This is a genomic window from Pseudoalteromonas sp. B160 (assembly GCF_037162485.1).
GTDB lineage: Bacteria > Pseudomonadota > Gammaproteobacteria > Enterobacterales > Alteromonadaceae > Pseudoalteromonas > Pseudoalteromonas rhizosphaerae.
On the sequence record NZ_JARLUX010000001.1, the window covers coordinates 2,193,998 to 2,219,294 of the forward strand.

At 43.0% G+C, this 25,297-nt stretch carries 26 protein-coding genes, 3 rRNA genes and 1 pseudogene; 29 read left to right on the plus strand and 1 reads right to left on the minus strand.

Annotated features, from left to right (window positions below; genetic code table 11):
* Window positions 1–15: 15 nt before the first annotated feature.
* From rplE to P4S61_RS10250, 23 genes and pseudogenes are all read left to right on the plus strand, one after another.
* Complete coding sequence (rplE, locus tag P4S61_RS10140) at window positions 16–555, plus strand: 50S ribosomal protein L5 (RefSeq protein WP_016710195.1); 540 nt, start codon at window positions 16–18, stop codon at window positions 553–555.
* A gap of 10 nt (window positions 556–565) precedes the next feature.
* Entirely contained in the window at window positions 566–895 is a 330-nt protein-coding gene (rpsN, locus tag P4S61_RS10145) for a 30S ribosomal protein S14 (protein ID WP_337118221.1), read from the plus strand.
* Window positions 892–1,284, plus strand: coding sequence for a 30S ribosomal protein S8 (gene rpsH / locus P4S61_RS10150; protein WP_145241923.1), 393 nt, complete (start codon window positions 892–894; stop codon window positions 1,282–1,284). The genes rpsN and rpsH overlap by 4 nt, the downstream gene beginning before the upstream one ends.
* A 13-nt stretch (window positions 1,285–1,297) precedes the next feature.
* Entirely contained in the window at window positions 1,298–1,831 is a 534-nt protein-coding gene (gene rplF / locus P4S61_RS10155; RefSeq protein WP_145241920.1) for a 50S ribosomal protein L6, read from the plus strand.
* 9 nt (window positions 1,832–1,840) lie between these two features.
* Window positions 1,841–2,191: a 50S ribosomal protein L18 gene (gene rplR, locus P4S61_RS10160; RefSeq protein ID WP_008115388.1), complete on the plus strand. Its 351-nt coding sequence runs from the start codon at window positions 1,841–1,843 to the stop codon at window positions 2,189–2,191.
* 9 nt (window positions 2,192–2,200) lie between these two features.
* Window positions 2,201–2,707: a 30S ribosomal protein S5 gene (gene rpsE, locus P4S61_RS10165; protein ID WP_002959485.1), complete on the plus strand. Its 507-nt coding sequence runs from the start codon at window positions 2,201–2,203 to the stop codon at window positions 2,705–2,707.
* Between the two features lie 3 nt (window positions 2,708–2,710).
* A pseudogene (gene rpmD, locus P4S61_RS10170) lies at window positions 2,711–2,894 on the plus strand (50S ribosomal protein L30).
* A gap of 5 nt (window positions 2,895–2,899) precedes the next feature.
* Window positions 2,900–3,334, plus strand: a complete 435-nt coding sequence (gene rplO, locus P4S61_RS10175; protein WP_064668467.1) for a 50S ribosomal protein L15 — start codon at window positions 2,900–2,902, stop codon at window positions 3,332–3,334.
* 10 nt (window positions 3,335–3,344) lie between these two features.
* The gene (gene secY, locus P4S61_RS10180; protein WP_145241918.1) at window positions 3,345–4,673 is read left to right on the plus strand and encodes a preprotein translocase subunit SecY; all 1,329 of its coding nucleotides are present in this window, start codon (window positions 3,345–3,347) and stop codon (window positions 4,671–4,673) included.
* A gap of 22 nt (window positions 4,674–4,695) precedes the next feature.
* A complete protein-coding gene (rpmJ, locus tag P4S61_RS10185; RefSeq protein WP_002959476.1) occupies window positions 4,696–4,809 on the plus strand; it encodes a 50S ribosomal protein L36 in 114 nt (37 codons plus the stop codon).
* A gap of 125 nt (window positions 4,810–4,934) precedes the next feature.
* Window positions 4,935–5,291 carry a 30S ribosomal protein S13 gene (gene rpsM / locus P4S61_RS10190; protein ID WP_145241916.1) on the plus strand — a complete coding sequence of 119 codons (357 nt, stop codon included), beginning with the start codon at window positions 4,935–4,937 and terminating at the stop codon, window positions 5,289–5,291.
* A gap of 12 nt (window positions 5,292–5,303) precedes the next feature.
* Window positions 5,304–5,690, plus strand: coding sequence for a 30S ribosomal protein S11 (gene rpsK / locus P4S61_RS10195; RefSeq protein ID WP_002959471.1), 387 nt, complete (start codon window positions 5,304–5,306; stop codon window positions 5,688–5,690).
* Window positions 5,691–5,711: 21 nt separating this feature from the next.
* A complete protein-coding gene (gene rpsD / locus P4S61_RS10200) occupies window positions 5,712–6,332 on the plus strand; it encodes a 30S ribosomal protein S4 (RefSeq protein ID WP_016710205.1) in 621 nt (206 codons plus the stop codon).
* 24 nt (window positions 6,333–6,356) lie between these two features.
* On the plus strand, window positions 6,357–7,343 hold the full coding sequence (locus tag P4S61_RS10205; RefSeq protein WP_145241913.1) for a DNA-directed RNA polymerase subunit alpha: 987 nt from the start codon (window positions 6,357–6,359) through the stop codon (window positions 7,341–7,343).
* Window positions 7,344–7,382: 39 nt separating this feature from the next.
* The gene (gene rplQ, locus P4S61_RS10210; RefSeq protein ID WP_016710207.1) at window positions 7,383–7,784 is read left to right on the plus strand and encodes a 50S ribosomal protein L17; all 402 of its coding nucleotides are present in this window, start codon (window positions 7,383–7,385) and stop codon (window positions 7,782–7,784) included.
* A gap of 1,002 nt (window positions 7,785–8,786) precedes the next feature.
* Window positions 8,787–10,328: ribosomal RNA gene (locus P4S61_RS10215) — 16S ribosomal RNA — on the plus strand.
* Window positions 10,329–10,624: 296 nt separating this feature from the next.
* Window positions 10,625–13,510: ribosomal RNA gene (locus P4S61_RS10220) — 23S ribosomal RNA — on the plus strand.
* 132 nt (window positions 13,511–13,642) lie between these two features.
* Window positions 13,643–13,757, plus strand: a 5S ribosomal RNA gene (gene rrf / locus P4S61_RS10225).
* The 16S, 23S and 5S rRNA genes sit together here, the layout of an rRNA operon.
* A 449-nt stretch (window positions 13,758–14,206) precedes the next feature.
* A complete protein-coding gene (locus P4S61_RS10230) occupies window positions 14,207–15,466 on the plus strand; it encodes an aromatic amino acid transport family protein (RefSeq protein ID WP_182760547.1) in 1,260 nt (419 codons plus the stop codon).
* 46 nt (window positions 15,467–15,512) lie between these two features.
* On the plus strand, window positions 15,513–16,355 hold the full coding sequence (locus P4S61_RS10235) for a hypothetical protein (protein ID WP_337118222.1): 843 nt from the start codon (window positions 15,513–15,515) through the stop codon (window positions 16,353–16,355).
* A 298-nt stretch (window positions 16,356–16,653) separates the two neighbouring features.
* Window positions 16,654–17,184, plus strand: coding sequence for a hypothetical protein (locus tag P4S61_RS10240; protein ID WP_182732646.1), 531 nt, complete (start codon window positions 16,654–16,656; stop codon window positions 17,182–17,184).
* A 94-nt stretch (window positions 17,185–17,278) separates the two neighbouring features.
* Window positions 17,279–19,066, plus strand: a complete 1,788-nt coding sequence (locus tag P4S61_RS10245; protein ID WP_337118223.1) for a GGDEF domain-containing protein — start codon at window positions 17,279–17,281, stop codon at window positions 19,064–19,066.
* A gap of 81 nt (window positions 19,067–19,147) precedes the next feature.
* Window positions 19,148–19,975 (plus strand): substrate-binding periplasmic protein, encoded by an 828-nt coding sequence (locus P4S61_RS10250; protein WP_145236517.1) that lies wholly within the window; start codon window positions 19,148–19,150, stop codon window positions 19,973–19,975.
* Between the two features lie 48 nt (window positions 19,976–20,023).
* On the opposite strand, the gene suhB is transcribed toward P4S61_RS10250, so the two are convergent.
* On the minus strand, window positions 20,024–20,827 hold the full coding sequence (suhB, locus tag P4S61_RS10255) for an inositol-1-monophosphatase (RefSeq protein WP_145236520.1): 804 nt from the start codon (window positions 20,825–20,827) through the stop codon (window positions 20,024–20,026).
* A gap of 304 nt (window positions 20,828–21,131) precedes the next feature.
* Between suhB and trmJ the strand changes: the two genes are divergently transcribed.
* From trmJ to hscB, 6 genes are all read left to right on the plus strand, one after another.
* Complete coding sequence (gene trmJ / locus P4S61_RS10260) at window positions 21,132–21,854, plus strand: tRNA (cytosine(32)/uridine(32)-2'-O)-methyltransferase TrmJ (protein ID WP_145236524.1); 723 nt, start codon at window positions 21,132–21,134, stop codon at window positions 21,852–21,854.
* A gap of 313 nt (window positions 21,855–22,167) precedes the next feature.
* Entirely contained in the window at window positions 22,168–22,659 is a 492-nt protein-coding gene (gene iscR / locus P4S61_RS10265) for a Fe-S cluster assembly transcriptional regulator IscR (RefSeq protein ID WP_145236527.1), read from the plus strand.
* Between the two features lie 23 nt (window positions 22,660–22,682).
* The gene (locus P4S61_RS10270) at window positions 22,683–23,900 is read left to right on the plus strand and encodes an IscS subfamily cysteine desulfurase (RefSeq protein ID WP_149980538.1); all 1,218 of its coding nucleotides are present in this window, start codon (window positions 22,683–22,685) and stop codon (window positions 23,898–23,900) included.
* 40 nt (window positions 23,901–23,940) lie between these two features.
* Window positions 23,941–24,324 carry a Fe-S cluster assembly scaffold IscU gene (gene iscU, locus P4S61_RS10275; protein ID WP_145236533.1) on the plus strand — a complete coding sequence of 128 codons (384 nt, stop codon included), beginning with the start codon at window positions 23,941–23,943 and terminating at the stop codon, window positions 24,322–24,324.
* Window positions 24,325–24,334: 10 nt separating this feature from the next.
* Window positions 24,335–24,658: an iron-sulfur cluster assembly protein IscA gene (gene iscA, locus P4S61_RS10280; protein WP_145236536.1), complete on the plus strand. Its 324-nt coding sequence runs from the start codon at window positions 24,335–24,337 to the stop codon at window positions 24,656–24,658.
* Between the two features lie 92 nt (window positions 24,659–24,750).
* Window positions 24,751–25,278 (plus strand): co-chaperone HscB, encoded by a 528-nt coding sequence (gene hscB / locus P4S61_RS10285; RefSeq protein ID WP_182719621.1) that lies wholly within the window; start codon window positions 24,751–24,753, stop codon window positions 25,276–25,278.
* The last annotated feature ends 19 nt before the right edge of the window (window positions 25,279–25,297 follow it).

Sequence of the window (25,297 nt, forward strand, 5' to 3'; positions counted from 1 at the left end):
AGTTGGAGTAGAATGATGGCGAAACTGCATGAAGTATATAAAGACAAAGTAGTTGCTGAACTTCAAGAGAAGTTTGGTTTCAGCTCTGTCATGCAAGTCCCTCAGATCGAAAAGATCACATTGAATATGGGCGTGGGCGAAGCCCTAGCTGACAAGAAAATTCTAGACAACGCTGTTGCGGATCTAGAAGCAATCGCTGGTCAGAAGCCACTCATTACTAAAGCACGCAAATCTGTTGCTGGCTTTAAAGTACGTGAAGGCTACCCAATTGGTTGTAAAGTAACCCTACGCGGCGAGCGTATGTGGGACTTTTTTGAGCGTTTGGTTTCAATCGCTATCCCACGTATCCGTGACTTCCGTGGTGTAAGTGCTAAGTCTTTTGATGGACGTGGTAACTACAGCATGGGCGTACGTGAACAAATCATCTTCCCAGAAATTGATTATGATAAAGTAGACCGCGTACGCGGTATGGATATCACAATCACTACATCTGCGAAAACAGATGAGGAAGGCCGTGCGTTGTTAGAAGCGTTTAACTTCCCATTCAAGAAATAAGGGTAGGGTTATGGCAAAGAATTCTATGAAAGCGCGCGAAGCAAAGCGCACGAAATTAGTTGCTCAGTTCGCTGAAAAGCGCGCAGCACTAAAAGCTATCATCAGTGATGTGAAAACATCTGACGATGATCGTTGGGACGCGGTACTTAAGCTACAAGCTTTACCACGTGATTCTAGCCCTGCACGTCAACGTAATCGTTGTAACATTACGGGCCGCCCACATGGTTACCTTCGCAAATTCGGCATGAGCCGTATTAAAGTTCGCGAAGCAGCTATGCGCGGTGAAATTCCTGGCCTTAAAAGGCTAGCTGGTAATAGAATCACGGGAGTAAGACTATGAGCTTGCAAGATCCTATCGCGGATTTGTTTACACGAATTCGTAACGGTCAGTCAGCGAAAAAAGTATCTGTAACGATGCCTAATTCAAAGCTGAAAGTAGCATTAGCTAAAGTATTAAAAGATGAAGGTTATATCGTTGATTTCACAATCAGCGGTGATGTTAAACCTGAGCTTTCTATCGAGTTGAAATACTTCGAAGGCAAAGCTGTTATTGAAAATATCCAGCGTGTTAGCCGCCCTGGTTTACGTATCTATAAGAGACGTGACGAATTACCAAAGGTAATGGGTGGTCTAGGTATCGCTATCGTATCAACTTCTAAAGGCCTAATGACAGACCGCGCCGCACGTAGTGCTGGTGTTGGTGGTGAAATCATTGGTTTTGTAGCTTAATCGGAGGGGAACTATGTCTCGCATAGCAAAGGCACCAATTAATGTTCCTGCCGGTGTAGAAGTTACATTAAAAGGCCAGGACATCACAGTTAAAGGCAAAAACGGCGAATTAACGCGTACTATCAACTCTGCAGTTGAAGTACAACTTAACGACAACGTTATTACAACTTTACCTCGTGAAGGCGTAGCCAATGCATGGGCACAAGCAGGTACTGCTCGCGCTCTAATCAACAATATGATTGTTGGTACGCATGAAGGTTACGAGAAGAAACTTCAGTTAGTAGGCGTTGGTTACCGTGCTGCAGCTAAGGGTAAAACATTAGATTTAACTCTTGGTTTCTCACACCCAGTTAATTTCGCAGTTCCTGAAGGAATTACGATTGAAACTCCAAGCCAAACAGAAGTTCTAGTTAAGGGCGTAGATAAGCAGTTAGTTGGTCAAACAGCTGCTAACATTCGTGCATACCGTAAACCTGAGCCTTATAAAGGTAAAGGTGTTCGTTATTCAGATGAGAATGTACGCCGTAAAGAGGCTAAGAAGAAGTAAGGTAAGACGATGGATAAAAAAACAGCTCGTCTACGTCGTGCTAAACGCACTCGTAGAAATTATATTGAACAAGGCACAACGCGTCTTGTTATCCACCGCACGCCACGTCACATTTACGCTCAAGTTGTAAACGCTGAGGGTAATGTACTGGCTGCTGCTTCTACTGTTGAGAAAGCTATTAGCGAAACAGTTAAAGGCACAGGCAACGTTGCAGCTGCGCAAGCAGTTGGTAAAGCGGTTGCTGAACGTGCGGCTGACAAAGGCATCGAAAAGATTGCTTTTGATCGCAGTGGCTTTAAATATCACGGCCGTGTGAAGGCGCTAGCAGATGCTGCGCGTGAAGCCGGTTTGCAATTCTAGGAGTAGACAATGGCTAACGTAGAAGCAAAGCAACAACAGCCTGATCTAGCTGAAAAGCTAATCGCGGTGAACCGTGTGTCTAAAGTAGTTAAAGGTGGTCGTATCTTTAGCTTCACTGCACTAACTGTAGTTGGTGACGGCGCAGGTAAAGTAGGTTTCGGTTATGGTAAAGCACGTGAAGTTCCAGCTGCTATTCAAAAAGCAATGGAAAAAGCACGTCGTAACATGATCAACGTAGACCTAAATGGCAACACATTACAGCATCCTGTTAAAGGACGTCATGCTGGCTCTCTTGTGTTTATGAAACCAGCATCTGAAGGTACTGGTATCATCGCAGGTGGTGCTATGCGTGCAGTACTAGAAGTTACTGGTGTGCAGAACGTACTTTCTAAATGTTACGGTTCTACTAACCCGATCAACGTTGTACGTGCAACGATCTCAGCTCTTGAGAATATGAATTCTCCTCAGTCGATCGCTGCAAAACGTGGTCTTCGAGTAGACGAGATTCTGGGGTAAACCATGGCTAATAAAACTGTAAAAGTAACACAAGTAAAAGAGCTCTATCGGTCGTTTACCGAAACATAAAGCTACATTACGCGGTCTTGGTTTACGTCGTATCAATCACACTGTTGAGTTAGAAGACACAGCATGTGTACGTGGTATGATCAACCAAGTTTCATACATGGTTAAGGTTGAGGGGTAATTCGAATGCATTTGAATACACTTTCTCCTGCTGCAGGTTCTAAATCTGCTGGTAAACGTGTTGGTCGTGGTATCGGTTCTGGTCTAGGTAAGACTGGTGGCCGTGGTCACAAAGGTCAAAAGTCACGTTCTGGCGGTAAAGTACGCGTTGGTTTTGAAGGCGGTCAAATGCCTATGCAACGTCGTCTACCTAAGTTTGGTTTCACTTCTCGCAAATCTTTAGTATCTGCAGAAATAAACCTATACGAGATCGCTAAAGTTGAAGGCGATGTGGTAGACCTAGGTACGCTACAGGCAGCTGGTCTAGTTAAAAAGAACGTTCTGTTCGTTAAAGTTGTTAAATCTGGCGAAGTTTCACGCGCTGTTACCGTTAAAGGCCTTAAAGCCTCTAAAGGTGCTCGCGAAGCTATCGAAGCCGCCGGAGGCAAGGTAGAAGACTAAGGAAGTACTAATGGCTAAACCAGGTCAAGATACACAAAGTGCACAAAGTGGGCTTTCGGAATTGAAACGTCGATTACTATTCGTATTGGGCGCTATCATTATTTACCGTCTAGGTTCATTTGTGCCAATCCCTGGGATTGACGCCGCTGTACTTGCCGATTTCTTCGAGCAACAAAAGGGCACCATTGTTGAAATGTTCAACATGTTCAGCGGTGGTGCGCTTGAGCGCGCTTCGGTGTTAGCACTGGGTATAATGCCTTACATCACAGCTTCAATTATTACGCAACTATTAACGCATATGTATCCTCCGTTTATAGAGCTTAAGAAAGAAGGTGAACAAGGTCGTAAGAAAATTAGCCAGTACACACGCTACGGCACGCTCTTGCTTGCTACTATCCAATCGATCGGTATTGCCACAAGCTTACCGGGTATGATGGACGGGTTAGTTGTTAACCCAGGTCTCGGTTTCTACTTCACCGCAGTGGTGAGTTTAGTAACTGGTACTATGTTCCTGATGTGGTTGGGCGAGCAAATAACTGAACGTGGTATCGGTAACGGTATCTCAGTTCTAATATTTGTTGGTATTGTAGCTAACCTGCCGTCTGCTATTGGTTCGACAGCCGAAATGGCGCGCCAAGGTGATTTACATGTTTTAGCACTGTTATTGATTGCGGTAATCGTATTCGCTGTTACTTATCTTGTAGTGTTCTTTGAACGTGGACAACGTCGTATCGTCGTTAACTACGCAAAGCGCCAACAAGGTCGTCAAGTATTTGCTGCCCAAAGCACGCATTTACCACTAAAAGTAAACATGGCGGGTGTTATTCCACCAATCTTTGCTAGCAGTATAATTCTGTTCCCTGGTACTATTGCCAGCTGGTTCGGCCAGGGTGAAGGTCCTGTCGCTGATGTGCTACAAGCGATTGCTACAACGTTGACTCCAGGTCAGCCTTTGTATGCAATAGTTTTAGCTGCGGCTATTATCTTCTTCTGCTTTTTCTACACAGCGTTGGTTTTTAACCCACGTGAAACAGCAGATAACCTGAAAAAATCTGGCGCATTTATCCCAGGTATTCGTCCAGGCGAGCAGACATCGAAATACATTGATAAAGTGATGACACGCCTGACATTGGCAGGTGCTTTGTATATAACCTTTATCTGTCTGGTGCCCGAATTCATGACCATGGCATGGCAAACGCCATTCTACTTCGGCGGTACATCAATTTTGATTATCGTTGTTGTGATCATGGACTTTATGGCACAAGTACAGACTCATATGATGTCTCATCAATATGATTCTGTGCTGAAAAAAGCGAACCTTAAAGGCTACGGTCGATAAGGTCAGTTTACGGAGTTGAGCAATGAAAGTACGTGCTTCCGTTAAGAAAATATGCCGTAACTGTAAAGTTATTAAACGTGCCGGTGTTGTACGTGTAATTTGCAGTGAGCCTAAGCATAAGCAAAGGCAAGGTTAATTTATAAGTCGTGCAGGCTGAGGTTTCTCGGCCTGTGTTTTCAGTTGTGATTTGGTCTTCGTTTGAGTATCCTTACGGGCTCTTCAAACAGATGATAACCGAATTCAAATATAGGAGATGTGTTAGTGGCCCGTATCGCTGGCATTAACGTCCCTGATCATAAACATGCAGTTATTGGTTTAACAGCTATTTATGGCATAGGTAAGACTCGCTCTAAGGCTATCTTAGTAGCGACTGGTATCGCCGAAACCACAAAAATCGGTGAACTTTCAGACGAAACACTTGACGTATTGCGTGAAGCAGTTGGCAAGTACACTGTAGAAGGTGATCTTCGTCGTGAAGTTACTTTGAATATCAAGCGCCTTATGGACCTTGGTTGTTACCGTGGCCTACGTCACCGTCGCTCTTTACCACTACGTGGTCAAAGAACAAAGACTAACGCGCGTACCCGTAAGGGTCCTCGTAAGCCTATTAAGCGATAAGGGGATAGTATTATGGCTAAGACACCAATTCGTCGTAAAAAGGTTAAAAAGCAAGTTGCTGATGGTATGGCTCATGTTCATGCTTCTTTCAACAACACTATTGTTACAATTACCGACCGTCAAGGTAATGCACTATCATGGGCTACTGCCGGTGGTTCAGGTTTCCGTGGTTCACGTAAATCTACACCATTCGCTGCTCAGGTTGCTGCAGAGCGTGCAGGTACTGCTGCTCAAGAATACGGTTTAAAAAATCTAGAAGTTTTCATCAAAGGTCCAGGTCCAGGTCGTGAATCTGCTGTACGTGCTTTGAATGCTGCTGGTTACCGTATCACCAACATTACTGACGTGACGCCAATACCACACAATGGTTGTCGTCCACCGAAGAAACGTCGCGTTTAACAATAGGTTAGGAGAAATAACATGGCAAGATATTTGGGCCCTAAGCTCAAGCTGAGTCGTCGTGAAGGTACTGACCTGTTCCTTAAGAGCGGCGTAAGAGCTATCGACTCTAAGTGTAAACTTGAGACTGCACCTGGTCAGCACGGCGCTCGTAAAGGTCGCTTATCTGATTACGGTTTACAATTACGTGAAAAGCAAAAAGTACGTCGTATCTACGGTGTATTAGAAAAGCAATTCCGTAACTACTACAAAGAAGCTGCTCGCCTTAAGGGCAACACAGGTGAAAACTTGTTACAGCTTTTAGAGCAACGTTTAGACAATGTTGTATACCGCATGGGTTTTGCAAGCACACGTGCTGAAGCACGTCAGTTAGTAAGCCACAAAGCGGTTTTAGTTAATGGTCGTGTAGTGAACATTCCTTCATTCGTAATTACTCCAGAAGATGTAGTAGTTATCCGTGAAAAGTCTAAGACACAAGCTCGTATCATCGCTGCTCTAGAACTAGCCGAGCAACGTGAAAAACCGACTTGGGTTGAAGTTGACGGTAAGAAAATGGAAGGTAATTTCAAACGCCTACCAGAGCGTTCAGACCTGTCTGCGGACATCAATGAACAACTAATCGTCGAACTTTACTCTAAGTAAAGTTAAGAGTTAAGAGAGGATAAAATGCAGGGTTCTGTTACAGAATTTCTAAAACCAAGGTTAGTCGATATCGACGCTATTAACCCAACTCGTTCTAAAGTAGTTTTAGAGCCATTAGAGCGTGGCTTCGGTCATACTCTTGGGAATGCCTTACGCCGTATACTTCTTTCGTCAATGCCAGGATGTGCAGTAACCGAAGTTGAAATCGACGGTGTGTTGCACGAATACAGCGCGAAAGAAGGCGTACAAGAAGACATCATTGAAATTCTGTTAAATCTTAAAGGTCTAGCAGTTACTTTGGAAGGTAAAGATGAAGTTTTTCTTACCCTGACTAAGTCTGGTGTAGGCCCTGTGACTGCGGCTGATATTCAGCACGACGGCGATGTAACCATTGCCAACCCAGATCATATTATTTGTCATTTAACGGCAGATAATAGTGCGATCAGCATGCGAATTCGTGTTGAACGTGGTCGTGGGTATGTGCCGGCATCTAGCCGTTTATCCTCTGATGACGATGAGCGTCCAATTGGTAGATTGTTGCTTGATGCATCATTTAGCCCAGTTGAACGTATTGCGTACTCGGTTGAATCAGCACGTGTTGAACAACGTACAGACTTAGACAAGTTAATCATTGATATGGAAACAAACGGCACTATAGATCCAGAAGAAGCGATCCGCCGTGCGTCGACTATCTTAGCTGAGCAGCTAGAAGCATTCGTAGACTTACGTGATGTTACTGAGCCAGAAGAGAAAGAAGAGAAGCCAGAATTCGATCCTATTCTACTTCGTCCAGTTGATGATCTTGAACTAACAGTGCGTTCAGCAAACTGTTTGAAAGCCGAGCAAATTCAATATATCGGTGATTTAGTTCAGCGCACAGAAGTCGAGCTTCTTAAAACGCCTAACTTAGGCAAGAAGTCTCTGACTGAAATTAAAGACGTGCTAGCTTCACGTGGTCTATCTCTAGGTATGCGCCTAGAAAATTGGCCACCTGCAAGCCTAGCTGAATAATCTAAATCACTATATTAGTTTAGTTAGAAGGATAGGGTCATGCGCCATCGTAAGAGTGGTCGTCAATTAAACCGTAACAGCAGCCATCGTAAAGCGATGTTCAGCAATATGGCAGGTTCTTTGGTGAAACATGAAATCATCAAAACTACTTTGCCAAAAGCGAAAGAGTTACGTCGTGTAATTGAACCTTTAATCACACTGGCTAAGACTGACAGTGTAGCAAATCGCCGTTTAGCGTTTGCTCGCACGCGTGATAAAGAAGTAGTTGGTAAGTTGTTCAGTGAAATCGGTCCTCGCAATACAGACCGTCCAGGTGGTTACACTCGTATTATTAAGTGTGGCTTCCGTGCTGGTGACAATGCACCAATGGCTTATATTGAACTAGTAGGTCGCACATCTGCGAACGAAGAAGTTCAAGAAGACGCGCAGTCTGCTGAGTAAGTCTTAAAGACACCAAAAAGCCGAGCATAAGCTCGGCTTTTTAATATCTAAAATTTGGCAAAAAATAATATCGCTATCAGTATCCCTGTATATAGCGCAACATTTCAACTATACCATTATCAAACCAACATCTTTGTAAGCCCACTAAGCGTCACTAGAATCTACTTCCCTGAATAACCATTTGTTATTCAACTAGCTTGTTAATTTAAATTTCATGGTCGGTAATAACATTTATAGCTTTGAAAGTTATCTTGCTACTGAATATGTAGCTGTATAAATCTATAGAGTCTACTTTTATCTATGATTTAAATGCGTGATAACTGCGACTGTCAGTGTTTGACCCTCATAAGTTATTAACAATATACATAGGTAAAGATTATAAACTTAGGTCATTTGATCAAAATATTGATCATTTCAGTAGTGGATCGTTTTTTCGATTAAAGATTGAATCTGGGTTTCTTCATTTAACTTACACTTATATAGTTAAAAACAGTCTAGTTTAGTGTTGTTTTTGAGCGTTTAGCTTAAATACTCAGCGAACAGTGTTTTATTTTAAGTTTTCTTCAAAAAAAGGTTGATCTGTTTTTGGATCTCCCTATAATGCGACCCCACTGAGACGGCAGACAGCAACGCTTAGCGAGGCAAGAGTTAATCAGTTAGTCGAGTAAAACTTAAGTTTAGATTTTTAATAAAGTTTAAAATTAAGTGTTGACAAAAAAATAGGAAAGCGTATTATTCGCAGCCCTAGCGAGATAAAGTTTAACTTTAACCGCAACGTTCTTTAACAATATAAAGCAATCATCTGTGTGGGCACTCGTACAGATTGAGTTCTAACAGCCGAGCTTAGTTCGCTAAGCAAGGCAAAAAATTTAGAGTCTCAATTGAAACTGAGTGACCAACAGAAGTAACTTATTTATAAGTTGCTTCGGCACAGTCAATTCAATATCGAAAGATATTAAATAAATTCAGAATTCATTGAGCTGTCGAAAGACAAAAAACTTTTAATTGAAGAGTTTGATCATGGCTCAGATTGAACGCTGGCGGCAGGCCTAACACATGCAAGTCGAGCGGTAACAGAGAGTAGCTTGCTACTTTGCTGACGAGCGGCGGACGGGTGAGTAATGCTTGGGAATATGCCTTTTGGTGGGGGACAACAGTTGGAAACGACTGCTAATACCGCATAATGTCTACGGACCAAAGTGGGGGACCTTCGGGCCTCACGCCAAAAGATTAGCCCAAGTGGGATTAGCTAGTTGGTAAGGTAATGGCTTACCAAGGCAACGATCCCTAGCTGGTTTGAGAGGATGATCAGCCACACTGGGACTGAGACACGGCCCAGACTCCTACGGGAGGCAGCAGTGGGGAATATTGCACAATGGGCGCAAGCCTGATGCAGCCATGCCGCGTGTGTGAAGAAGGCCTTCGGGTTGTAAAGCACTTTCAGTAAGGAGGAAAGGTTAAGTTTTAATAGAGCTTAGCTGTGACGTTACTTACAGAAGAAGCACCGGCTAACTCCGTGCCAGCAGCCGCGGTAATACGGAGGGTGCGAGCGTTAATCGGAATTACTGGGCGTAAAGCGTACGCAGGCGGTTTGTTAAGCGAGATGTGAAAGCCCCGGGCTCAACCTGGGAACTGCATTTCGAACTGGCAAACTAGAGTGTGATAGAGGGTGGTAGAATTTCAGGTGTAGCGGTGAAATGCGTAGAGATCTGAAGGAATACCGATGGCGAAGGCAGCCACCTGGGTCAACACTGACGCTCATGTACGAAAGCGTGGGGAGCAAACAGGATTAGATACCCTGGTAGTCCACGCCGTAAACGATGTCTACTAGAAGCTCGGGTCCTCGGACTTGTTTTTCAAAGCTAACGCATTAAGTAGACCGCCTGGGGAGTACGGCCGCAAGGTTAAAACTCAAATGAATTGACGGGGGCCCGCACAAGCGGTGGAGCATGTGGTTTAATTCGATGCAACGCGAAGAACCTTACCTACACTTGACATACAGAGAACTTACTAGAGATAGTTTGGTGCCTTCGGGAACTCTGATACAGGTGCTGCATGGCTGTCGTCAGCTCGTGTTGTGAGATGTTGGGTTAAGTCCCGCAACGAGCGCAACCCCTATCCTTAGTTGCTAGCAGGTAATGCTGAGAACTCTAAGGAGACTGCCGGTGATAAACCGGAGGAAGGTGGGGACGACGTCAAGTCATCATGGCCCTTACGTGTAGGGCTACACACGTGCTACAATGGCGCATACAGAGTGCTGCGAACTCGCGAGAGTAAGCGAATCACTTAAAGTGCGTCGTAGTCCGGATTGGAGTCTGCAACTCGACTCCATGAAGTCGGAATCGCTAGTAATCGCGTATCAGAATGACGCGGTGAATACGTTCCCGGGCCTTGTACACACCGCCCGTCACACCATGGGAGTGGGTTGCTCCAGAAGTAGATAGTCTAACCCTCGGGAGGACGTTTACCACGGAGTGATTCATGACTGGGGTGAAGTCGTAACAAGGTAGCCCTAGGGGAACCTGGGGCTGGATCACCTCCTTATACGATTTAGAACTTATTTGTTCGTAGTGTCCACACAGATGATTGTTAATTAGTGCGTATCCCTTTGGGATAACTAATTAATATGCTCTTTAAAAATTTGGAAAAGCTGATAATAAAATTCGTATAAATACAGTGTATTTGTACAGAGTTTTCAAAAGTAAAAAAGAATGATAGCAGTATCATTCAGTGCCATTTAATGAACGTTTACGTTTGTTGATTGGTATCTACTTTAGTATTCAATATTAACTTCTGGCGAAGTTAAACTGTCACGAAACAAAGACCCGTTTGGGTTGTATGGTTAAGTGACTAAGCGTACACGGTGGATGCCTTGGCAGTTGGAGGCGATGAAGGACGTATTAACTTGCGATAAGCCTAGTCAAGCTAGTAAAAAGCACTTGAGACTAGGATTTCCGAATGGGGAAACCCACCTGCTTGCAGGTATCGTTAACTGAATACATAGGTTAACGAGGCGAACGCGGAGAACTGAAACATCTAAGTACCCGTAGGAAAAGAAATCAACCGAGATTCCGAAAGTAGCGGCGAGCGAAATCGGAACAGCCCTTAAGCTTAATTGGTGTTAATGGAAGGCTCTGGAAAGTGCCACGATACAGGGTGATAGTCCCGTACATGAAAATCCCTTTTAAGTGAAATCGAGTAGGTCGGAGCACGTGAAACTTTGACTGAATATAGGTGGACCATCATCTAAGGCTAAATACTCCCAACTGACCGATAGTGAACCAGTACCGTGAGGGAAAGGCGAAAAGAACCCCTGTGAGGGGAGTGAAATAGAACCTGAAACCGTGTACGTACAAGCAGTAGGAGCCCACTTGTTGGGTGACTGCGTACCTTTTGTATAATGGGTCAGCGACTTATATTTTGTAGCGAGGTTAACCGAATAGGGTAGCCGTAGGGAAACCGAGTCTTAACTGGGCGACTAGTTGCAAGGTATAGACCCGAAACCCGGTGATCTAGCCATGGGCAGGTTGAAGGTTGAGTAACATCAACTGGAGGACCGAACCCACTAACGTTGAAAAGTTAGGGGATGACCTGTGGCTAGGAGTGAAAGGCTAATCAAACCGAGAGATAGCTGGTTCTCCCCGAAATCTATTTAGGTAGAGCCTCGGACGAATACTTACGGGGGTAGAGCACTGTTAAGGCTAGGGGGTCATCCCGACTTACCAACCCTTTGCAAACTCCGAATACCGTAAAGTAATATCCGGGAGACACACGGCGGGTGCTAACGTCCGTCGTGAAGAGGGAAACAACCCAGACCGCCAGCTAAGGTCCCAAAGTCATAGTTAAGTGGGAAACGATGTGGAAAGGCCCAGACAGCCAGGAGGTTGGCTTAGAAGCAGCCATCCTTTAAAGAAAGCGTAATAGCTCACTGGTCGAGTCGGTCTGCGCGGAAGATGTAACGGGGCTAAACTATGCACCGAAGCTGCGGATTCAGAATTTATTCTGAGTGGTAGGGGAGCGTTCTGTAAGCGGTTGAAGGTGTACCGGGAGGTATGCTGGACGTATCAGAAGTGCGAATGCTGACATGAGTAACGATAATGCGGGTGAAAAACCCGCACGCCGGAAGACCAAGGGTTCCTATCCCATGTTAATCAGGGTAGGGTAAGTCGACCCCTAAGGCGAGGCCGAAAGGCGTAGTCGATGGGAAACGGATTAATATTTCCGTACTTGGTATAATTGCGATGGGGGGACGGAGCAGGCTAAGCAAGCATGGCGTTGGTAGTCCATGTGAAAGTGAGTAGGCTAGTGACTTAGGTAAATCCGGGTTGCTGTTAGGCTGAGACACGAGACGAGTCACTAAGGTGATGAAGTTGCTGATGCCATACTTCCAGGAAAAGCCTCTAAGCTTCAGATTATACCGAATCGTACCCCAAACCGACACAGGTGGTCAGGTAGAGAATACTAAGGCGCTTGAGAGAACTCGGGTGAAGGAACTAGGCAAAATCGTACCGTAACTTCGGGAGAAGGTACGCTCCGATTGGTGATGGGATTTACTCCCTAAGCTGATTGGAGCCGCAGTGACCAGGTGGCTGGGACTGTTTATTAAAAACACAGCACTGTGCAAAATCGCAAGATGACGTATACGGTGTGACACCTGCCCGGTGCCGGAAGGTTAATTGATGGGGTTATCTTCGGAGAAGCTCTTGATCGAAGCCCCGTAAACGGCGGCCGTAACTATAACGGTCCTAAGGTAGCGAAATTCCTTGTCGGGTAAGTTCCGACCTGCACGAATGGTGTAACCATGGCCACGCTGTCTCCACCCGAGACTCAGTGAAATTGAAATCGCAGTGAAGATGCTGTGTACCCGCGGCTAGACGGAAAGACCCCGTGAACCTTTACTACAGCTTGGCACTGAACATTGAACCTACATGTGTAGGATAGGTGGGAGACTTAGAAGATGAGACGCTAGTTTTGTTGGAGTCGTCCTTGAAATACCACCCTTGTAGTTTTGATGTTCTAACGTTGGCCCCTGAATCGGGGTTACGGACAGTGCCTGGTGGGTAGTTTGACTGGGGCGGTCTCCTCCCAAAGAGTAACGGAGGAGCACGAAGGTTGGCTAAGTACGGTCGGACATCGTACGGTTAGTGTAATGGTAGAAGCCAGCTTAACTGCGAGACAGACACGTCGAGCAGGTACGAAAGTAGGTCATAGTGATCCGGTGGTTCTGAATGGAAGGGCCATCGCTCAACGGATAAAAGGTACTCCGGGGATAACAGGCTGATACCGCCCAAGAGTTCATATCGACGGCGGTGTTTGGCACCTCGATGTCGGCTCATCACATCCTGGGGCTGAAGTCGGTCCCAAGGGTATGGCTGTTCGCCATTTAAAGTGGTACGCGAGCTGGGTTTAGAACGTCGTGAGACAGTTCGGTCCCTATCTGCCGTGGGCGTTTGAGAATTGAGAGGGGTTGCTCCTAGTACGAGAGGACCGGAGTGAACGAACCGCTGGTGTTCGGGTTGTCATGCCAATGGCATTGCCCGGTAGCTACGTTCGGAACTGATAAGCGCTGAAAGCATCTAAGCGCGAAGCAGGCCTCGAGATGAGTTCTCACTAGAGCTATAAGCTCTCTGAAGGGCCGTTGAAGACTACAACGTTGATAGGCAAGATGTGGAAGCATAGTGATATGTTAAGCTAACTTGTACTAATTACCCGTGAGGCTTAACCATACAACGCCAAACGCGTTTTATGTGATAGTTGATAGCGCAAGAAGTTAATAGACTAAAGTAGATTTACTGAAAACTTTTATTATCAGAATTCCAAATTTTAGTTAATTGCTAACGCGATTAACACCAAATTTGCTTGGTAACAATAGCGTTTTGGACCCACCTGACCCCATGCCGAACTCAGTAGTGAAACGAAACAGCGCCGATGATAGTGTAGCATTTGCTATGTGAAAGTAGGACATTGCCAGGCTCCAAATTGAGAAAGCCCGACTAGAAATAGTCGGGCTTTTTTACGTTTAAAATGTGAGTTAGCGAGAGTAAAGTTAGCGAGAGTAAAGTTAGCGAGAGTAAAGTTAGCGAACGTTTGACATAGGGCGCGAAAAGTTTATTTTTGTAAAACTCGAAACTCGAAACTCGAAACTCGAAACTCGAAACTCGAAACTCGAAACTCGAAACTCGAAACTCGAAACTCGAAACTCGAAACTCGAAACTCGAAACTCGAAACTCGAAACTCGCAAATTTATTTCCTCTATCAGCTAAAGAATTTTGATTTTATGACTGTTTCAAATTCATGACAGTAAGTAACTCAGTAATTACAAAATAGGCTGTAATATTTAGTTAATTATGTCGCCAAAAACTGAAATAATGTGTTGATTTCTATATGCTCTTGCCAAATTATTATACTAATAGGTGAAGTGCATGAACTCTTCCACTGATGCTGCGCAGTTTGACGCAGTGACAACAAGTAAATCGAAATGGAACTTTCATGATACCCAATGGGTGTTGAGTCTTTTTGGTACTGCCGTCGGTGCAGGTATTTTGTTTTTGCCAATTAATATTGGTATTGGTGGCTTTTGGCCGCTGATCATTTTAGCGTGTTTAGCGTTTCCAATGACTTTCTTAGCCCACCGTGGTTTAGCGCGTTTTGTATTGTCATCAAAGAACAAAGATGCTGATTTTACCGATGTGGTTGAAGAGCATTTTGGTGTGAATGCTGGTAGATTAATTTCATTATTGTATTTCTTATCAATATTTCCAATTCTACTGATCTATGGTGTTGGCCTAACTAATACTGTTGATAGTTTTATGGTAAACCAATTAGGTATGGAAGCACCTTCTAGAGTATTGCTTTCAGGAATTTTAGTTGCAGGTATGATCAGCTTGATGCTCGGTGGTGAAAGGCTAATGTTGCGTGCTTTTGCTATTTTAGTGTATCCGTTAGTCGGTATTTTATTGTTTTTATCGTTGTATTTAATTCCGAGCTGGCAAGTACCAAATATGGCCTTTCCTGAGTTTGCAGGCTTTAGTAAAACGTTATGGCTGTCAATTCCTATTATAGTGTTCTCATTTAGCCACGCAGCGGCGATCTCAAGCTTTGTAAACGTACAGCGAGGTCATTATGGTAAACAAGCGACAGCTAAGTCCGAGGCGATTCTAAAGCGCACCAGTTTATTACTGATAGTGTTCGTTCTATTGTTTGTATTTTCGTGTGTACTTTCATTAACACCAGAGCAAATGTTGCAAGCAAAAGCACAAAATGTATCCGTGTTATCATACTTAGCTAATGTTACTGACAACTCATTTATTGCCACCTTTGGCCCGCTAGTCGCGTTTATTGCTATCACTTCATCTTTCTTAGGTCACTTTTTAGGAGCAAGAGAAAGCTTTAATGGGCTTGTTACTAAGCAAACCAACCTATCAGTGAAGAACGCCGATAAAATTGGCGTTGCTATTATGTTCTTGGCAATTTGGTTTTGTGCTGTTAAAAACCCAAGTATATTAGATATGATGGACCAACTATCAGGGCCGATTATTGCGATGATCTTATTCATCATGCCAATGATCGCTGTTTATAAGGTTCCAGCATTACAAAAGTACCGTGGCCGTTTTAGCACTTTGTTTGTGTTAGCTGTAGGCTTATTAGCGGTAGCTGCATTGATTTATGGTTTTGTTGCTTAGCGAGTAGCTTTAGAGACTTTAGTTAGATTAAATAAAGGCCCTGTAGGTGACAAACTTACAGGGCTTTTTAGTTTATGCTATTGCAGCTAGAGCGCAGGTTCTAATATCAGCGGTGACGGTAAAATTAATGGACACACCGCTAGCGGACAAAGCATCTCATTCCAATTGTATGGTGGAATTTCCGGCAACCTCCATAATGATTAAATTAGCCTGGGGCGAAGTTAAATCTCAAAGTGCCAATGGCCTTTGCTATAAAAGTAATGTTAAAGATTTGAGCCCCAGCGGTGTACATCAGGTTATCGCTAATAGCGGTGCATGGGTTGAAAGAGGAGAGTATTGCCTAGATAAAACTAACGCTTTTACCATGAGTGATGGTGATAGAACCTTTGTCCTAAAAGGTTTTCACATTGTTACTAAAGAGCTTAAAGATTGGATATGGATCTCATTTATTTGGCAACCCGAACCAGATATAGGCTTTGGTAGTGACAGACCGGACAGTATCAGTGATGTCTACAGCAACTATATTATGTTAGTGTCGGTCAATGAACTGGAAATGGATCCCTCCCCAGGAAATGGAATGAATAACCTCCCGCTGTTTACTGGCAGTAAAAAATTATTTTTAAACTATCGCAATAAAAAAGAGGTAATCACTTGGAACTCTAACCCTTTTATTGAAGGGCCCGATTCCACCAGTAATTGTATTAGTTGTCATCAGGGAATATTTGCCACGGGCAAATTTGGGCCAAATACAGAGCGTAAACATTTTCCTTATGACTATACCTTTGGCACGCAAAACCGTGATCTTATCTTGATGCCAAGAGTATCATTCAGAAAAGCCATTAACCGAGCCGCAGCGAAATTTAGGTCTAGTCACAAAGATGACAAATAGGGTAAGCGAACTCAGTTTTGAAAATTAACAATGTACTTGAAAAAGCTAAGGAGGTTAGAAGTGCCCCGATGGTGGTGGTGAATAGTCTAATAGTATTTGTAGCTTTAGAGTATCAAGCCAGAGAGAAGCTGAAAGAATAAAAGGCCTACGTAAGGGGCAAGCCCCTTGTATTTGCATATTTGTCGGCGGGGTTTTATGCCGCGTAGCTTTAAATAGGTCGCTGTTAATAATTGCTATTTATGGAACGTAATATTTCCTATAATAGTAATTATTGATTAAGTATTGATGTAACCAACTAATGTTAAAGCAACTTGTAGTCGCTAGTAGTCTAATTATTGTTAGCGGATGTGATGACAACGTTAAACCTAAGCAATCAAAGGCTGCAGTACAACCTTATCAATTAACAACACTTGAACATTATCAGCATCAAGCTAATAACTTACTTCGCAGTATTAGAGTGCAAAAAGACGCAGCTAATTTAGAAACTCAATCTGCTGATTTAGTCGCGCTATCGCAGACTATCCTCAATGACTTGATAGTTGATTATCCACAATGTGCTGAATACATAAATGCGCTTATTGCTGTTGCTGATTTGCTCCCTTCATTGCCCCTAGAAGAAATTGAAAGTGGTTATCATAGCGATGGTAAGCTACCTAAGTTTGACGATCCCATATGTTATCACGGTAAGGATTTATTGGTTCATCCTGCGACTGTACAGGCGGTTGCTCGTTTAGGATTTGTTGACCCACAAGCTTATGAATATGCTGAACTTGAGATTATTGAGGTGATAGCTCATTTTGATCAGGTTGAACAAGCATTAAATAAATAACAAAATGCCGGAGTGTTAACGGGTACTGACATAAAATTGTCATACCAGCTTGCTACTTTAGCACTCTCTTAATGAAGTAATGGGTTGATGATAAGTGAGTGCTCGGCTAGCTATATTAGAAAATATCTTAAAAAACAGTGAAATAACGACACTGTTTCAACCCATCTTTGATATTGCAGGGCAGCAAATTTTAGGTTACGAAGCATTAAGTCGAGGCCCTAAAAATTGCGATCTAGAGATGCCAAATGCGCTTTTTAGTGCTGCAATTGTGCACGATAAAATCTCAGAGCTTGAGTTGTTATGCCGTTCAAAAGCGATCGAAAATTTTGTAAGGTTAAAACTACAAGGCAAATTATTCTTAAATGTAAGTCCTAAAACGTTACTTGATCCCTGCCATCCGAAAGGCGAAACATTACACCTAATTAAGCAGTTTGGCTTGGCCGCTAATAGAGTGGTGATTGAAGTTACCGAACAAGAAAAGGTTGATGATGGTTTTTTATTGCTAAAAACAATTGCCCATTATCGCCAGCTCGGTTTTTCGATTGCCATCGATGATTTAGGTGCAGGCTACTCAGGGTTAAAGCAATGGTCAGAATTATGTCCTGACTATGTGAAGATTGACCGTTATTTTATTGACCATTGCGATGAAAGCGTGGTTAAAAAAGAATTTTTAAAATCAATTATAGAGTTAGCGAAAGTTACCAAAACAGCGGTGATAGCAGAGGGCATAGAGCGGGTTGAAGAACTCAGTTTACTTGAAGGGCTAGGCATTGTGAATGCGCAAGGCTTTTTGCTGGAACGACCAAGTTTAAAACCTAGCTTAGCGTTTGACTCAGCTCAATTACAGCAATTAAGTTTTACCCCACTTAACAATCAGTTTGAGCAATCAATGGCGATAGGTTGGTTAGCAATCGAACAAGCCCCAATAGACAGTCATACTCGTTGTAAAGATGCGCATAATATTTTTGAAAAAGATAAATCGATTATCAGTCTTGCGGTTGTCAATGAAAGCTTGCAGCCGATAGGCTTATTACACAAAGATCAACTAACAGAAGTATTTGCGGCTCCTTATGGCCATGCTTTATACGACAAACAACCGGTTACGGCATTAATGCACAAGCAACCCTTGGTAGTTGATGAAAATCAGCTGCTTGATACTGTTAGTCAGCAAATTACCGAAAATGATTTTGATATTCGCCGTCATATTGTGATCACTCGCACTGAGCAGTACTTAGGGCTCGCGCCACTGCGGGATATTTTAAAACATATTACGGAAGAGAAAATTCGTCATGCTCAGCATGCTAATCCACTTACTATGCTGCTGGGGAATGTTGCAATTAACGAAGCAATTGAGCATAGATTAAGAGCCAAACACAGCTTTGCATTAGCCTATATTGATTTAAACCACTTTAAGCAGTTCAACGATTTATATGGTTACGCCAGTGGTGATAGTGTTATCAAATTATTGGCCGATGTCACCACCCAAGCTTGTAGTAATGTGCCCAGTTTTGTTGGTCATATTGGTGGCGATGATTTTATGGTGGTCTTTGATGGTGATGATGCGGCTACAGTATGTAACAACATAATAACTGAGTTTGAGCTGAAATCTCGTGCATTCTTTACGCCAGAGCATATTGCCAGTGGTGGTTATTGGGCAACTAATCGTGAAGGTGAAAAGCAATTTGTACCTTTACTTACTTTATCGATTGGCGTTGTTGAACCCGATCTAGAGCAGTGTACTAACAGTCATCAAATTGCTGCATTGGCAACAGATGCTAAAAAAGAAGCAAAACGTTATCGCCACAGCTATCTATTTTTATGTAAACGACGTGGCCCTGCTTTGGCGGTTGTACGTTTAACTCCTGAGAAACAAGTCATATAAAATAACGTTAAGTAGGGCTGTTTTTCTTGAGTATTTATTGCTCAGCGTGTAGCTTTACTAAAACACTAGAAAATAATAAATATGACTAGGTATTTCTTTTCACTCATCTCGCTCTCGGTACTTATTGTTAGTACTGTATGCAGTGCTAAAACTGCAGCAAAAGAAACGATCACAATCGCTCAAGAACCTCGAACATTATATAAACGAGATGCATACTTAAAAGAGTTACTGCAACGTGCGCTTGATGCTGCTAATTATTCAGCCCAGTTAGAATCTGTCGTGGTACATCCTCACCAGCAGCGCGCGCTCATAGCCCTTGCCGATAATAGCGTTGACCTATATTGGAGTATGACCAGCCCCGAACGCGAAACCTTAGCAATACCGATAAAAGTGCCGTTATTTAAAGGTTATATTGGTAAGCGAGCCTTAGTAACTAGGCAGTTGTTTCTTAATCGCTTTGCTGATATCAAGAGCAAAGAGCAACTAAAAGGGTTTACTGCAATTCAAGGGCATGACTGGCCGGATACCAAAATATTGGCATACAATGATTTATCGGTGCGACCGTTTGCAAATTATCAAGCGATGTTTAATATCGTTTTGACCGGACGAGTTGATTACTTTCCTCGCTCCTTCATAGAAGTAAGCTCAGAGTTAAAAGAAGTTAATAAGCAAGCGCTGGTTATTGTGCCAAATTTATATATTAGCTACCCGAGTGCATTTTATTATTTTGTTGCAAAACACAGGCCAGAACTGGCAAAAACGCTCAGCGATGGCTTAGCTATTATGCAAAAGAACGGTAGTTTTGATGAGCTATTTAATCAGTATTTTGGCGATGATTTAAAGGCCTTGCCATTTGATCCGCAAAATACTGTTGAGATCAAATTAGAGAACCCTTATTTTAATCATTAAAAAAGGAGCCTAGGCTCCTTTTAGTATCGATCTGAGTATAACTCGCTATTAGCGAAGTAACGCTTCAGTTAACACTGGGCGAATTTCACGGATCATCGCTTGTGTTAATTTCGGTGCGCCACAGATAATATTACCGCTGTGAGCGTAATTATTACCACCGGCAAAATCTACAACCATACCGCCAGCTTCTTTAACCATTAGTTCACCTGCAGCTGAGTTCCATGGTTTTAAACCAATTTCAAAGAAACCATCAACACGGCCAGCTGCCACGTATGCCATGTCTAGTGCAGAACAACCGGCACGGCGAATATCAGCAGTGTGAACAAACAATGCTTTGAATGCTTCAGTATACGCATCCATATGGTGTTTGTTTTTGAATGGGAAACCAGTGGCAAGAACAGTACCAGAAAGAACGGTAGTTTTACTTACACGAAGACGTTTGCTATTTAGCTGTGCGCCTTGACCACGAGAAGCGGTGAAAAGCTCGCCACGAATTGGATCGTAGATAACAGCTTGGTCTAGACGACCTTTAACTTTAAGTGCGATAGAAACCGCGTAATGAGGGATGCCTTTGATGAAGTTTGTAGTGCCATCAATAGGATCAACAATCCATTGGTAATCTGCATCTTTACCTACGTGCTCACCTAGCTCTTCACCAACAATAGAGTGAGTAGGGTAAGATTGTAAAATAGTGTCGCGAATTACGGCTTCGGCTTCTTTATCAATATTCGTTACTAAATCATTAGTGCCTTTTTGTTGCACTTCAACTTTTGATAAATCTTCGCCAGCGCGAAGTAAAATTTTGCCTGCGTTACGCGCAGCGCGAACCGCAATGTTTAACATTGGATGCATGGTATTACCTTTGGGTTGTAAAAGAACGTGTATATATTTCTATATATTTCAGCCGGCGTATTCTAGCGATTTTTGACACAAAGTAAACAATAAACCCCAAAAAGTTTTGAGTGTTTTTTGTACTGGGTTGAGTTGCAAGGTAAAAATTACAAGACAAAAGCCAGCATTGATCGTTGATACATCAAACTTCCCATATTTATTACCTAGAACCTAGAACCTAGAACCTAGAACCTAGAATCTTTGCTGCTTACAGCTTTTCTCTATGTTATAATTCGCGCAATTTTTTGGTATGAGTTAAACAGTAATGATCTTAGATGACATCCGCATTGTTTTAGTAAACACCTCGCATTCAGGTAACATCGGCTCAGCGGCGCGCGCGATGAAAACCATGGGCTTATCAAAACTGTATTTAGTTGATCCAGCGTGTGAAGTTGATAGCCACGCCAGCGCATTAGCGGCCGGTGCAACTGATGTGCTAGGTAATGCGGTGATAGTTGACACAGTTGCTGAAGCGATTGCAGGTTGTGCCCTAACTATTGGTACTAGCGCCCGTTCACGTACTTTATCGTGGCCTATGGTGGAACCACGTGAATGTGGTGAGAAGCTAGTTGCCGAAGCTGTTACTGGTCCTGTAGCATTAGTTTTTGGCCGCGAAAACAGTGGTTTAAGTAATGAAGAACTGCAACTGTGCAACTATCATGTGTGTATTCCGGCTAATCCTGAATATAGCTCGCTTAATTTAGCAATGGCTGTGCAGACCTTATGTTACGAAACGCGTATGGCGTTTTTAAATCAACAACCAAAAGCCACGCCAGTAGATGATGCTGTGTATCCAAGCTCAAAACAAACCGAGTTATTTTACGAACACTTAGAACAAACCTTACTGGAAACAGGCTTTATTATTAAGCAGCATCCGGGCATGGTAATGACTAAGCTACGTCGTTTATTTAACCGTGCACGCCCAGAAGATGCCGAGCTAAATATCTTGCGCGGTATTTTAACCTCAATAAATAAGTCTACTAAATAAGCGAAAGTTATAAGACTATTTGCCGCTAATACTTGACTAAATTACTCAGGTAATTACAATGAACACAGTACTTGACTAAAACAGTCGGGTATTGAAGTTAATTGAGGTGCTAGGAAGATATAGGCACTAGGAATAGCTTGACTAGAATCGAGCTATATAAACTTTGTAGAACCTAGAACCTAGAACCTAGAACCTAGAACCTAGAACCTAGAACCTAGAACCTAGAACCTAGAACCTAGAACCTAGACTTTATTTAATACTTGACTATTTTACTCTGGTAATTAAAATTTGCACTCTTTAGTGCGGGGGCTCCATGAAGTTAACATCAAAAGGCAGGTATGCCGTCACAGCGATGCTGGATGTTGCGCTACATACAAATGTAGGGCCAGTTCCCCTTGCTGATATTTCAGAACGACAAGAAATTTCTTTGTCGTATCTAGAGCAGTTATTTGCCCGGTTACGTAAAAGTGGTTTAGTCAGCTCAGTGCGTGGACCTGGTGGTGGTTATTTACTCGGTCGAGAAACGCATGCAATTTCGGTTGGTGATGTGATCAACGCCGTTGATGAATCAATAGATGCAACCCGATGCCATGGTGCAACGGGCGGCTGTCAAAGCGGTATGCGGTGTTTAACTCACACCTTATGGTCTGATCTAAGTACCAGAATAGAAGACTTTTTAAACGGTATTACCCTTGCTGAATTGGTGGAAAAGTCAGATGTGAAGGAAGTTTCATCTCGCCAAGATAACAGCGTTAATAATGCACTTAAGCAATTGGAAAATATTCAAGTAAGCTGCCAACTATAAGTTGGCGTCCAGCGGAGAAAGAAATGAAGTTACCGATTTATTTAGATTACGCAGCAACCACGCCAGTTGACGAGCGTGTAGCAAAAGAAATGATGCAATGCCTAACAATGGATGGCAATTTTGGTAACCCTGCATCACGTTCACACCGTTTTGGTTGGCAAGCTGAAGAAGCGATTGATCAAGCTCGTACTGATATCGCAGATTTAATTAACGCAGACCCACGTGAAATCGTTTTCACTTCGGGTGCGACAGAATCAAACAACCTTGCAATTAAAGGCGCAGCACAGTTTTATAAAAAGAAAGGTAAGCACGTTATTACCGCTAAAACTGAGCATAAAGCAGTGATCGACACCTGTCGTGAGCTAGAGCGTCAAGGGTTTGAAGTAACCTATATGGACGTTGAAGAAAACGGCCTACTTGATTTACAAAAATTAGCCGACACAATGCGCGATGACACAGTATTAGTGAGCATTATGCATGTAAACAACGAGCTAGGTGTAATTCAAGATATCGCGACTATTGGCGAAATGTGTCGCGAACGTAAAATCATGTTCCACGTTGATGCTGCACAAAGTGCCGGTAAAGTTTTAATCGACGTGCAACAGCTTAAAGTTGATTTTATGTCATTCTCAGCGCACAAAGTATATGGCCCGAAAGGCATCGGTGCATTGTATGTTCGCCGTAAACCGCGTGCTCGTTTAGAAGCACAAATGCATGGTGGTGGTCATGAGCGTGGAATGCGCTCTGGTACGCTAGCGACTCACCAGTTGGTTGGTATGGGTGCTGCATTTAGAATTGCCAAACAAGATTTCGAAAAAGATCATGCTCACATCAGCGCGCTTCGTAAGCGTTTAATTGATGGCATTATGGCTGATATGGATGAAGTGTACTTTAACGGTACGCCGGACCAATCAGTACCAGGAATAATTAACATCAGCTTTAACTTTGTTGAAGGTGAGTCGTTATTGATGGCTGTTAAAGATATTGCTGTATCATCAGGTTCTGCCTGTACTTCAGCAAGTTTAGAGCCTTCTTATGTATTACGTGCGCTTGGCCGCAACGATGAATTAGCACACAGCTCAATTCGTTTTAGTATTGGTCGTTTTACCACCGAAGAAGAGATTGATTATACCGTCAATTTAATGAAAAACTCTATCGGTCGCTTACGTGAGATGTCTCCTCTTTGGGAAATGCATCAAGAGGGTGTTGATTTAGATTCAGTTGAATGGGCTCATCATTAATTGACGAGCACATCCACTAGCAGGTAATGAGGATAGAATTATGGCGTATAGTGATAAAGTAATCGATCATGTTGAAAACCCACGTAACGTAGGTGTATTAGACAAAAATGATCCATCAGTAGCAACGGGTATGGTTGGCGCACCAGCATGTGGTGACGTAATGAAGCTGCAAATTAAAGTATCAGCTGCAGGCATAATTGAAGATGCTAAATTTAAAACATACGGTTGTGGTAGCGCAATTGCTTCATCGTCACTTGTAACAGAGTGGGTTAAAGGCAAGACCTTAGATGAAGCTGCAATGATCAAAAACACTGATATCAGTGCTGAGCTTGAATTGCCTCCAGTGAAAATTCACTGTTCAATTTTAGCTGAAGATGCAATTCAAGCAGCAATTGCAGATTACAAAAGTAAACAAGCGAAGTAAGAGATAAATCATGGCAGTGACATTGACAGAAGCGGCAGTAAACCGCGTAGAATCATTTTTAGCAAATCGCGGAAAAGGCTTAGGCCTGCGCGTAGGCATTAAAACGACGGGCTGTTCAGGTCTTGCATATGTTCTTGAGTTTGTTGACGAGTTATCTGAAGGCGACGAAGTATTTGAATCTAAAGGGGTTAAAGTAATCGTCGACGCTAAAAGCTTAGTTTATATTGATGGCACCGAGCTTGATTACACTAAAGAAGGTTTGAACGAAGGGTTTAAATTTATTAACCCAAATCAAGCTGATGAGTGTGGTTGTGGCGAAAGTTTCACAGTATAAACAATAAAGTGATTGTACTCTTAAGCCCTGCACCTGTAGGGCTTTGTTCTATCTGAATTTTAAGCCAATAGATTGTTGGCATGGTTGGAATTATGCGCTATTTTGAATTGTTTGCGATACCCGTTGATTACAATGTAGATTTGGCAAAAGTAACTAAGAATTACCTCGAACTCCAGCGTGCCGTTCATCCAGATCGCCATGCCAATGCCAGCAGCCGTGATAAGTTATTAGCCGTACAAAATACCGCAGAAATTAATGATGCCTTACAAATTTTAAAGCATCCGGTAAAACGCGCAGAATACATGCTGAGTGAATTGGGTGTTGATATTCGTGCCGAGCAGCAAACACTACAAGATCCACTGTTTTTAATGCAGCAAATGGAATTACGTGAAGAGCTTGAAGAGCTAAGCACAAGCGATGATCCAGACACAGCGATTGCTCAGTTCGAGAAGCAAATAAAACAACTAGACACTCAATATAGTGCGCAACTTGCTGAGCAATTGGCAAGTAATGACGAGCAGCAATGGCAGTTAGCCGCTGATAGCATTCGAAAATTAAAGTTCGTGTATAAATTACGAGATGAATTAGAGCGTATTGAAGACAGTTTATTCGACGATTAATTATCTAACTTACTGCACC

Bases quoted from the DNA above. Each gene is read 5' to 3' on its own strand.
- rplE (WP_016710195.1), top strand. From the start codon at position 16: ATGGCGAAACTGCATGAAGTATATAAAGACAAAGTAGTTGCTGAACTT.
- rpsN (WP_337118221.1), top strand. From the start codon at position 566: ATGGCAAAGAATTCTATGAAAGCGCGCGAAGCAAAGCGCACGAAATTA.
- rpsH (WP_145241923.1), top strand. From the start codon at position 892: ATGAGCTTGCAAGATCCTATCGCGGATTTGTTTACACGAATTCGTAAC.
- rplF (WP_145241920.1), top strand. From the start codon at position 1,298: ATGTCTCGCATAGCAAAGGCACCAATTAATGTTCCTGCCGGTGTAGAA.
- rplR (WP_008115388.1), top strand. From the start codon at position 1,841: ATGGATAAAAAAACAGCTCGTCTACGTCGTGCTAAACGCACTCGTAGA.
- rpsE (WP_002959485.1), top strand. From the start codon at position 2,201: ATGGCTAACGTAGAAGCAAAGCAACAACAGCCTGATCTAGCTGAAAAG.
- rplO (WP_064668467.1), top strand. From the start codon at position 2,900: ATGCATTTGAATACACTTTCTCCTGCTGCAGGTTCTAAATCTGCTGGT.
- secY (WP_145241918.1), top strand. From the start codon at position 3,345: ATGGCTAAACCAGGTCAAGATACACAAAGTGCACAAAGTGGGCTTTCG.
- rpmJ (WP_002959476.1), top strand. From the start codon at position 4,696: ATGAAAGTACGTGCTTCCGTTAAGAAAATATGCCGTAACTGTAAAGTT.
- rpsK (WP_002959471.1), top strand. From the start codon at position 5,304: ATGGCTAAGACACCAATTCGTCGTAAAAAGGTTAAAAAGCAAGTTGCT.
- rpsD (WP_016710205.1), top strand. From the start codon at position 5,712: ATGGCAAGATATTTGGGCCCTAAGCTCAAGCTGAGTCGTCGTGAAGGT.
- P4S61_RS10205 (WP_145241913.1), top strand. From the start codon at position 6,357: ATGCAGGGTTCTGTTACAGAATTTCTAAAACCAAGGTTAGTCGATATC.
- rplQ (WP_016710207.1), top strand. From the start codon at position 7,383: ATGCGCCATCGTAAGAGTGGTCGTCAATTAAACCGTAACAGCAGCCAT.
- P4S61_RS10230 (WP_182760547.1), top strand. From the start codon at position 14,207: ATGAACTCTTCCACTGATGCTGCGCAGTTTGACGCAGTGACAACAAGT.
- P4S61_RS10240 (WP_182732646.1), top strand. From the start codon at position 16,654: ATGTTAAAGCAACTTGTAGTCGCTAGTAGTCTAATTATTGTTAGCGGA.
- P4S61_RS10250 (WP_145236517.1), top strand. From the start codon at position 19,148: ATGACTAGGTATTTCTTTTCACTCATCTCGCTCTCGGTACTTATTGTT.
- suhB (WP_145236520.1), bottom strand. From the start codon at position 20,827: ATGCATCCAATGTTAAACATTGCGGTTCGCGCTGCGCGTAACGCAGGC.
- trmJ (WP_145236524.1), top strand. From the start codon at position 21,132: ATGATCTTAGATGACATCCGCATTGTTTTAGTAAACACCTCGCATTCA.
- iscR (WP_145236527.1), top strand. From the start codon at position 22,168: ATGAAGTTAACATCAAAAGGCAGGTATGCCGTCACAGCGATGCTGGAT.
- P4S61_RS10270 (WP_149980538.1), top strand. From the start codon at position 22,683: ATGAAGTTACCGATTTATTTAGATTACGCAGCAACCACGCCAGTTGAC.
- iscU (WP_145236533.1), top strand. From the start codon at position 23,941: ATGGCGTATAGTGATAAAGTAATCGATCATGTTGAAAACCCACGTAAC.
- iscA (WP_145236536.1), top strand. From the start codon at position 24,335: ATGGCAGTGACATTGACAGAAGCGGCAGTAAACCGCGTAGAATCATTT.
- hscB (WP_182719621.1), top strand. From the start codon at position 24,751: ATGCGCTATTTTGAATTGTTTGCGATACCCGTTGATTACAATGTAGAT.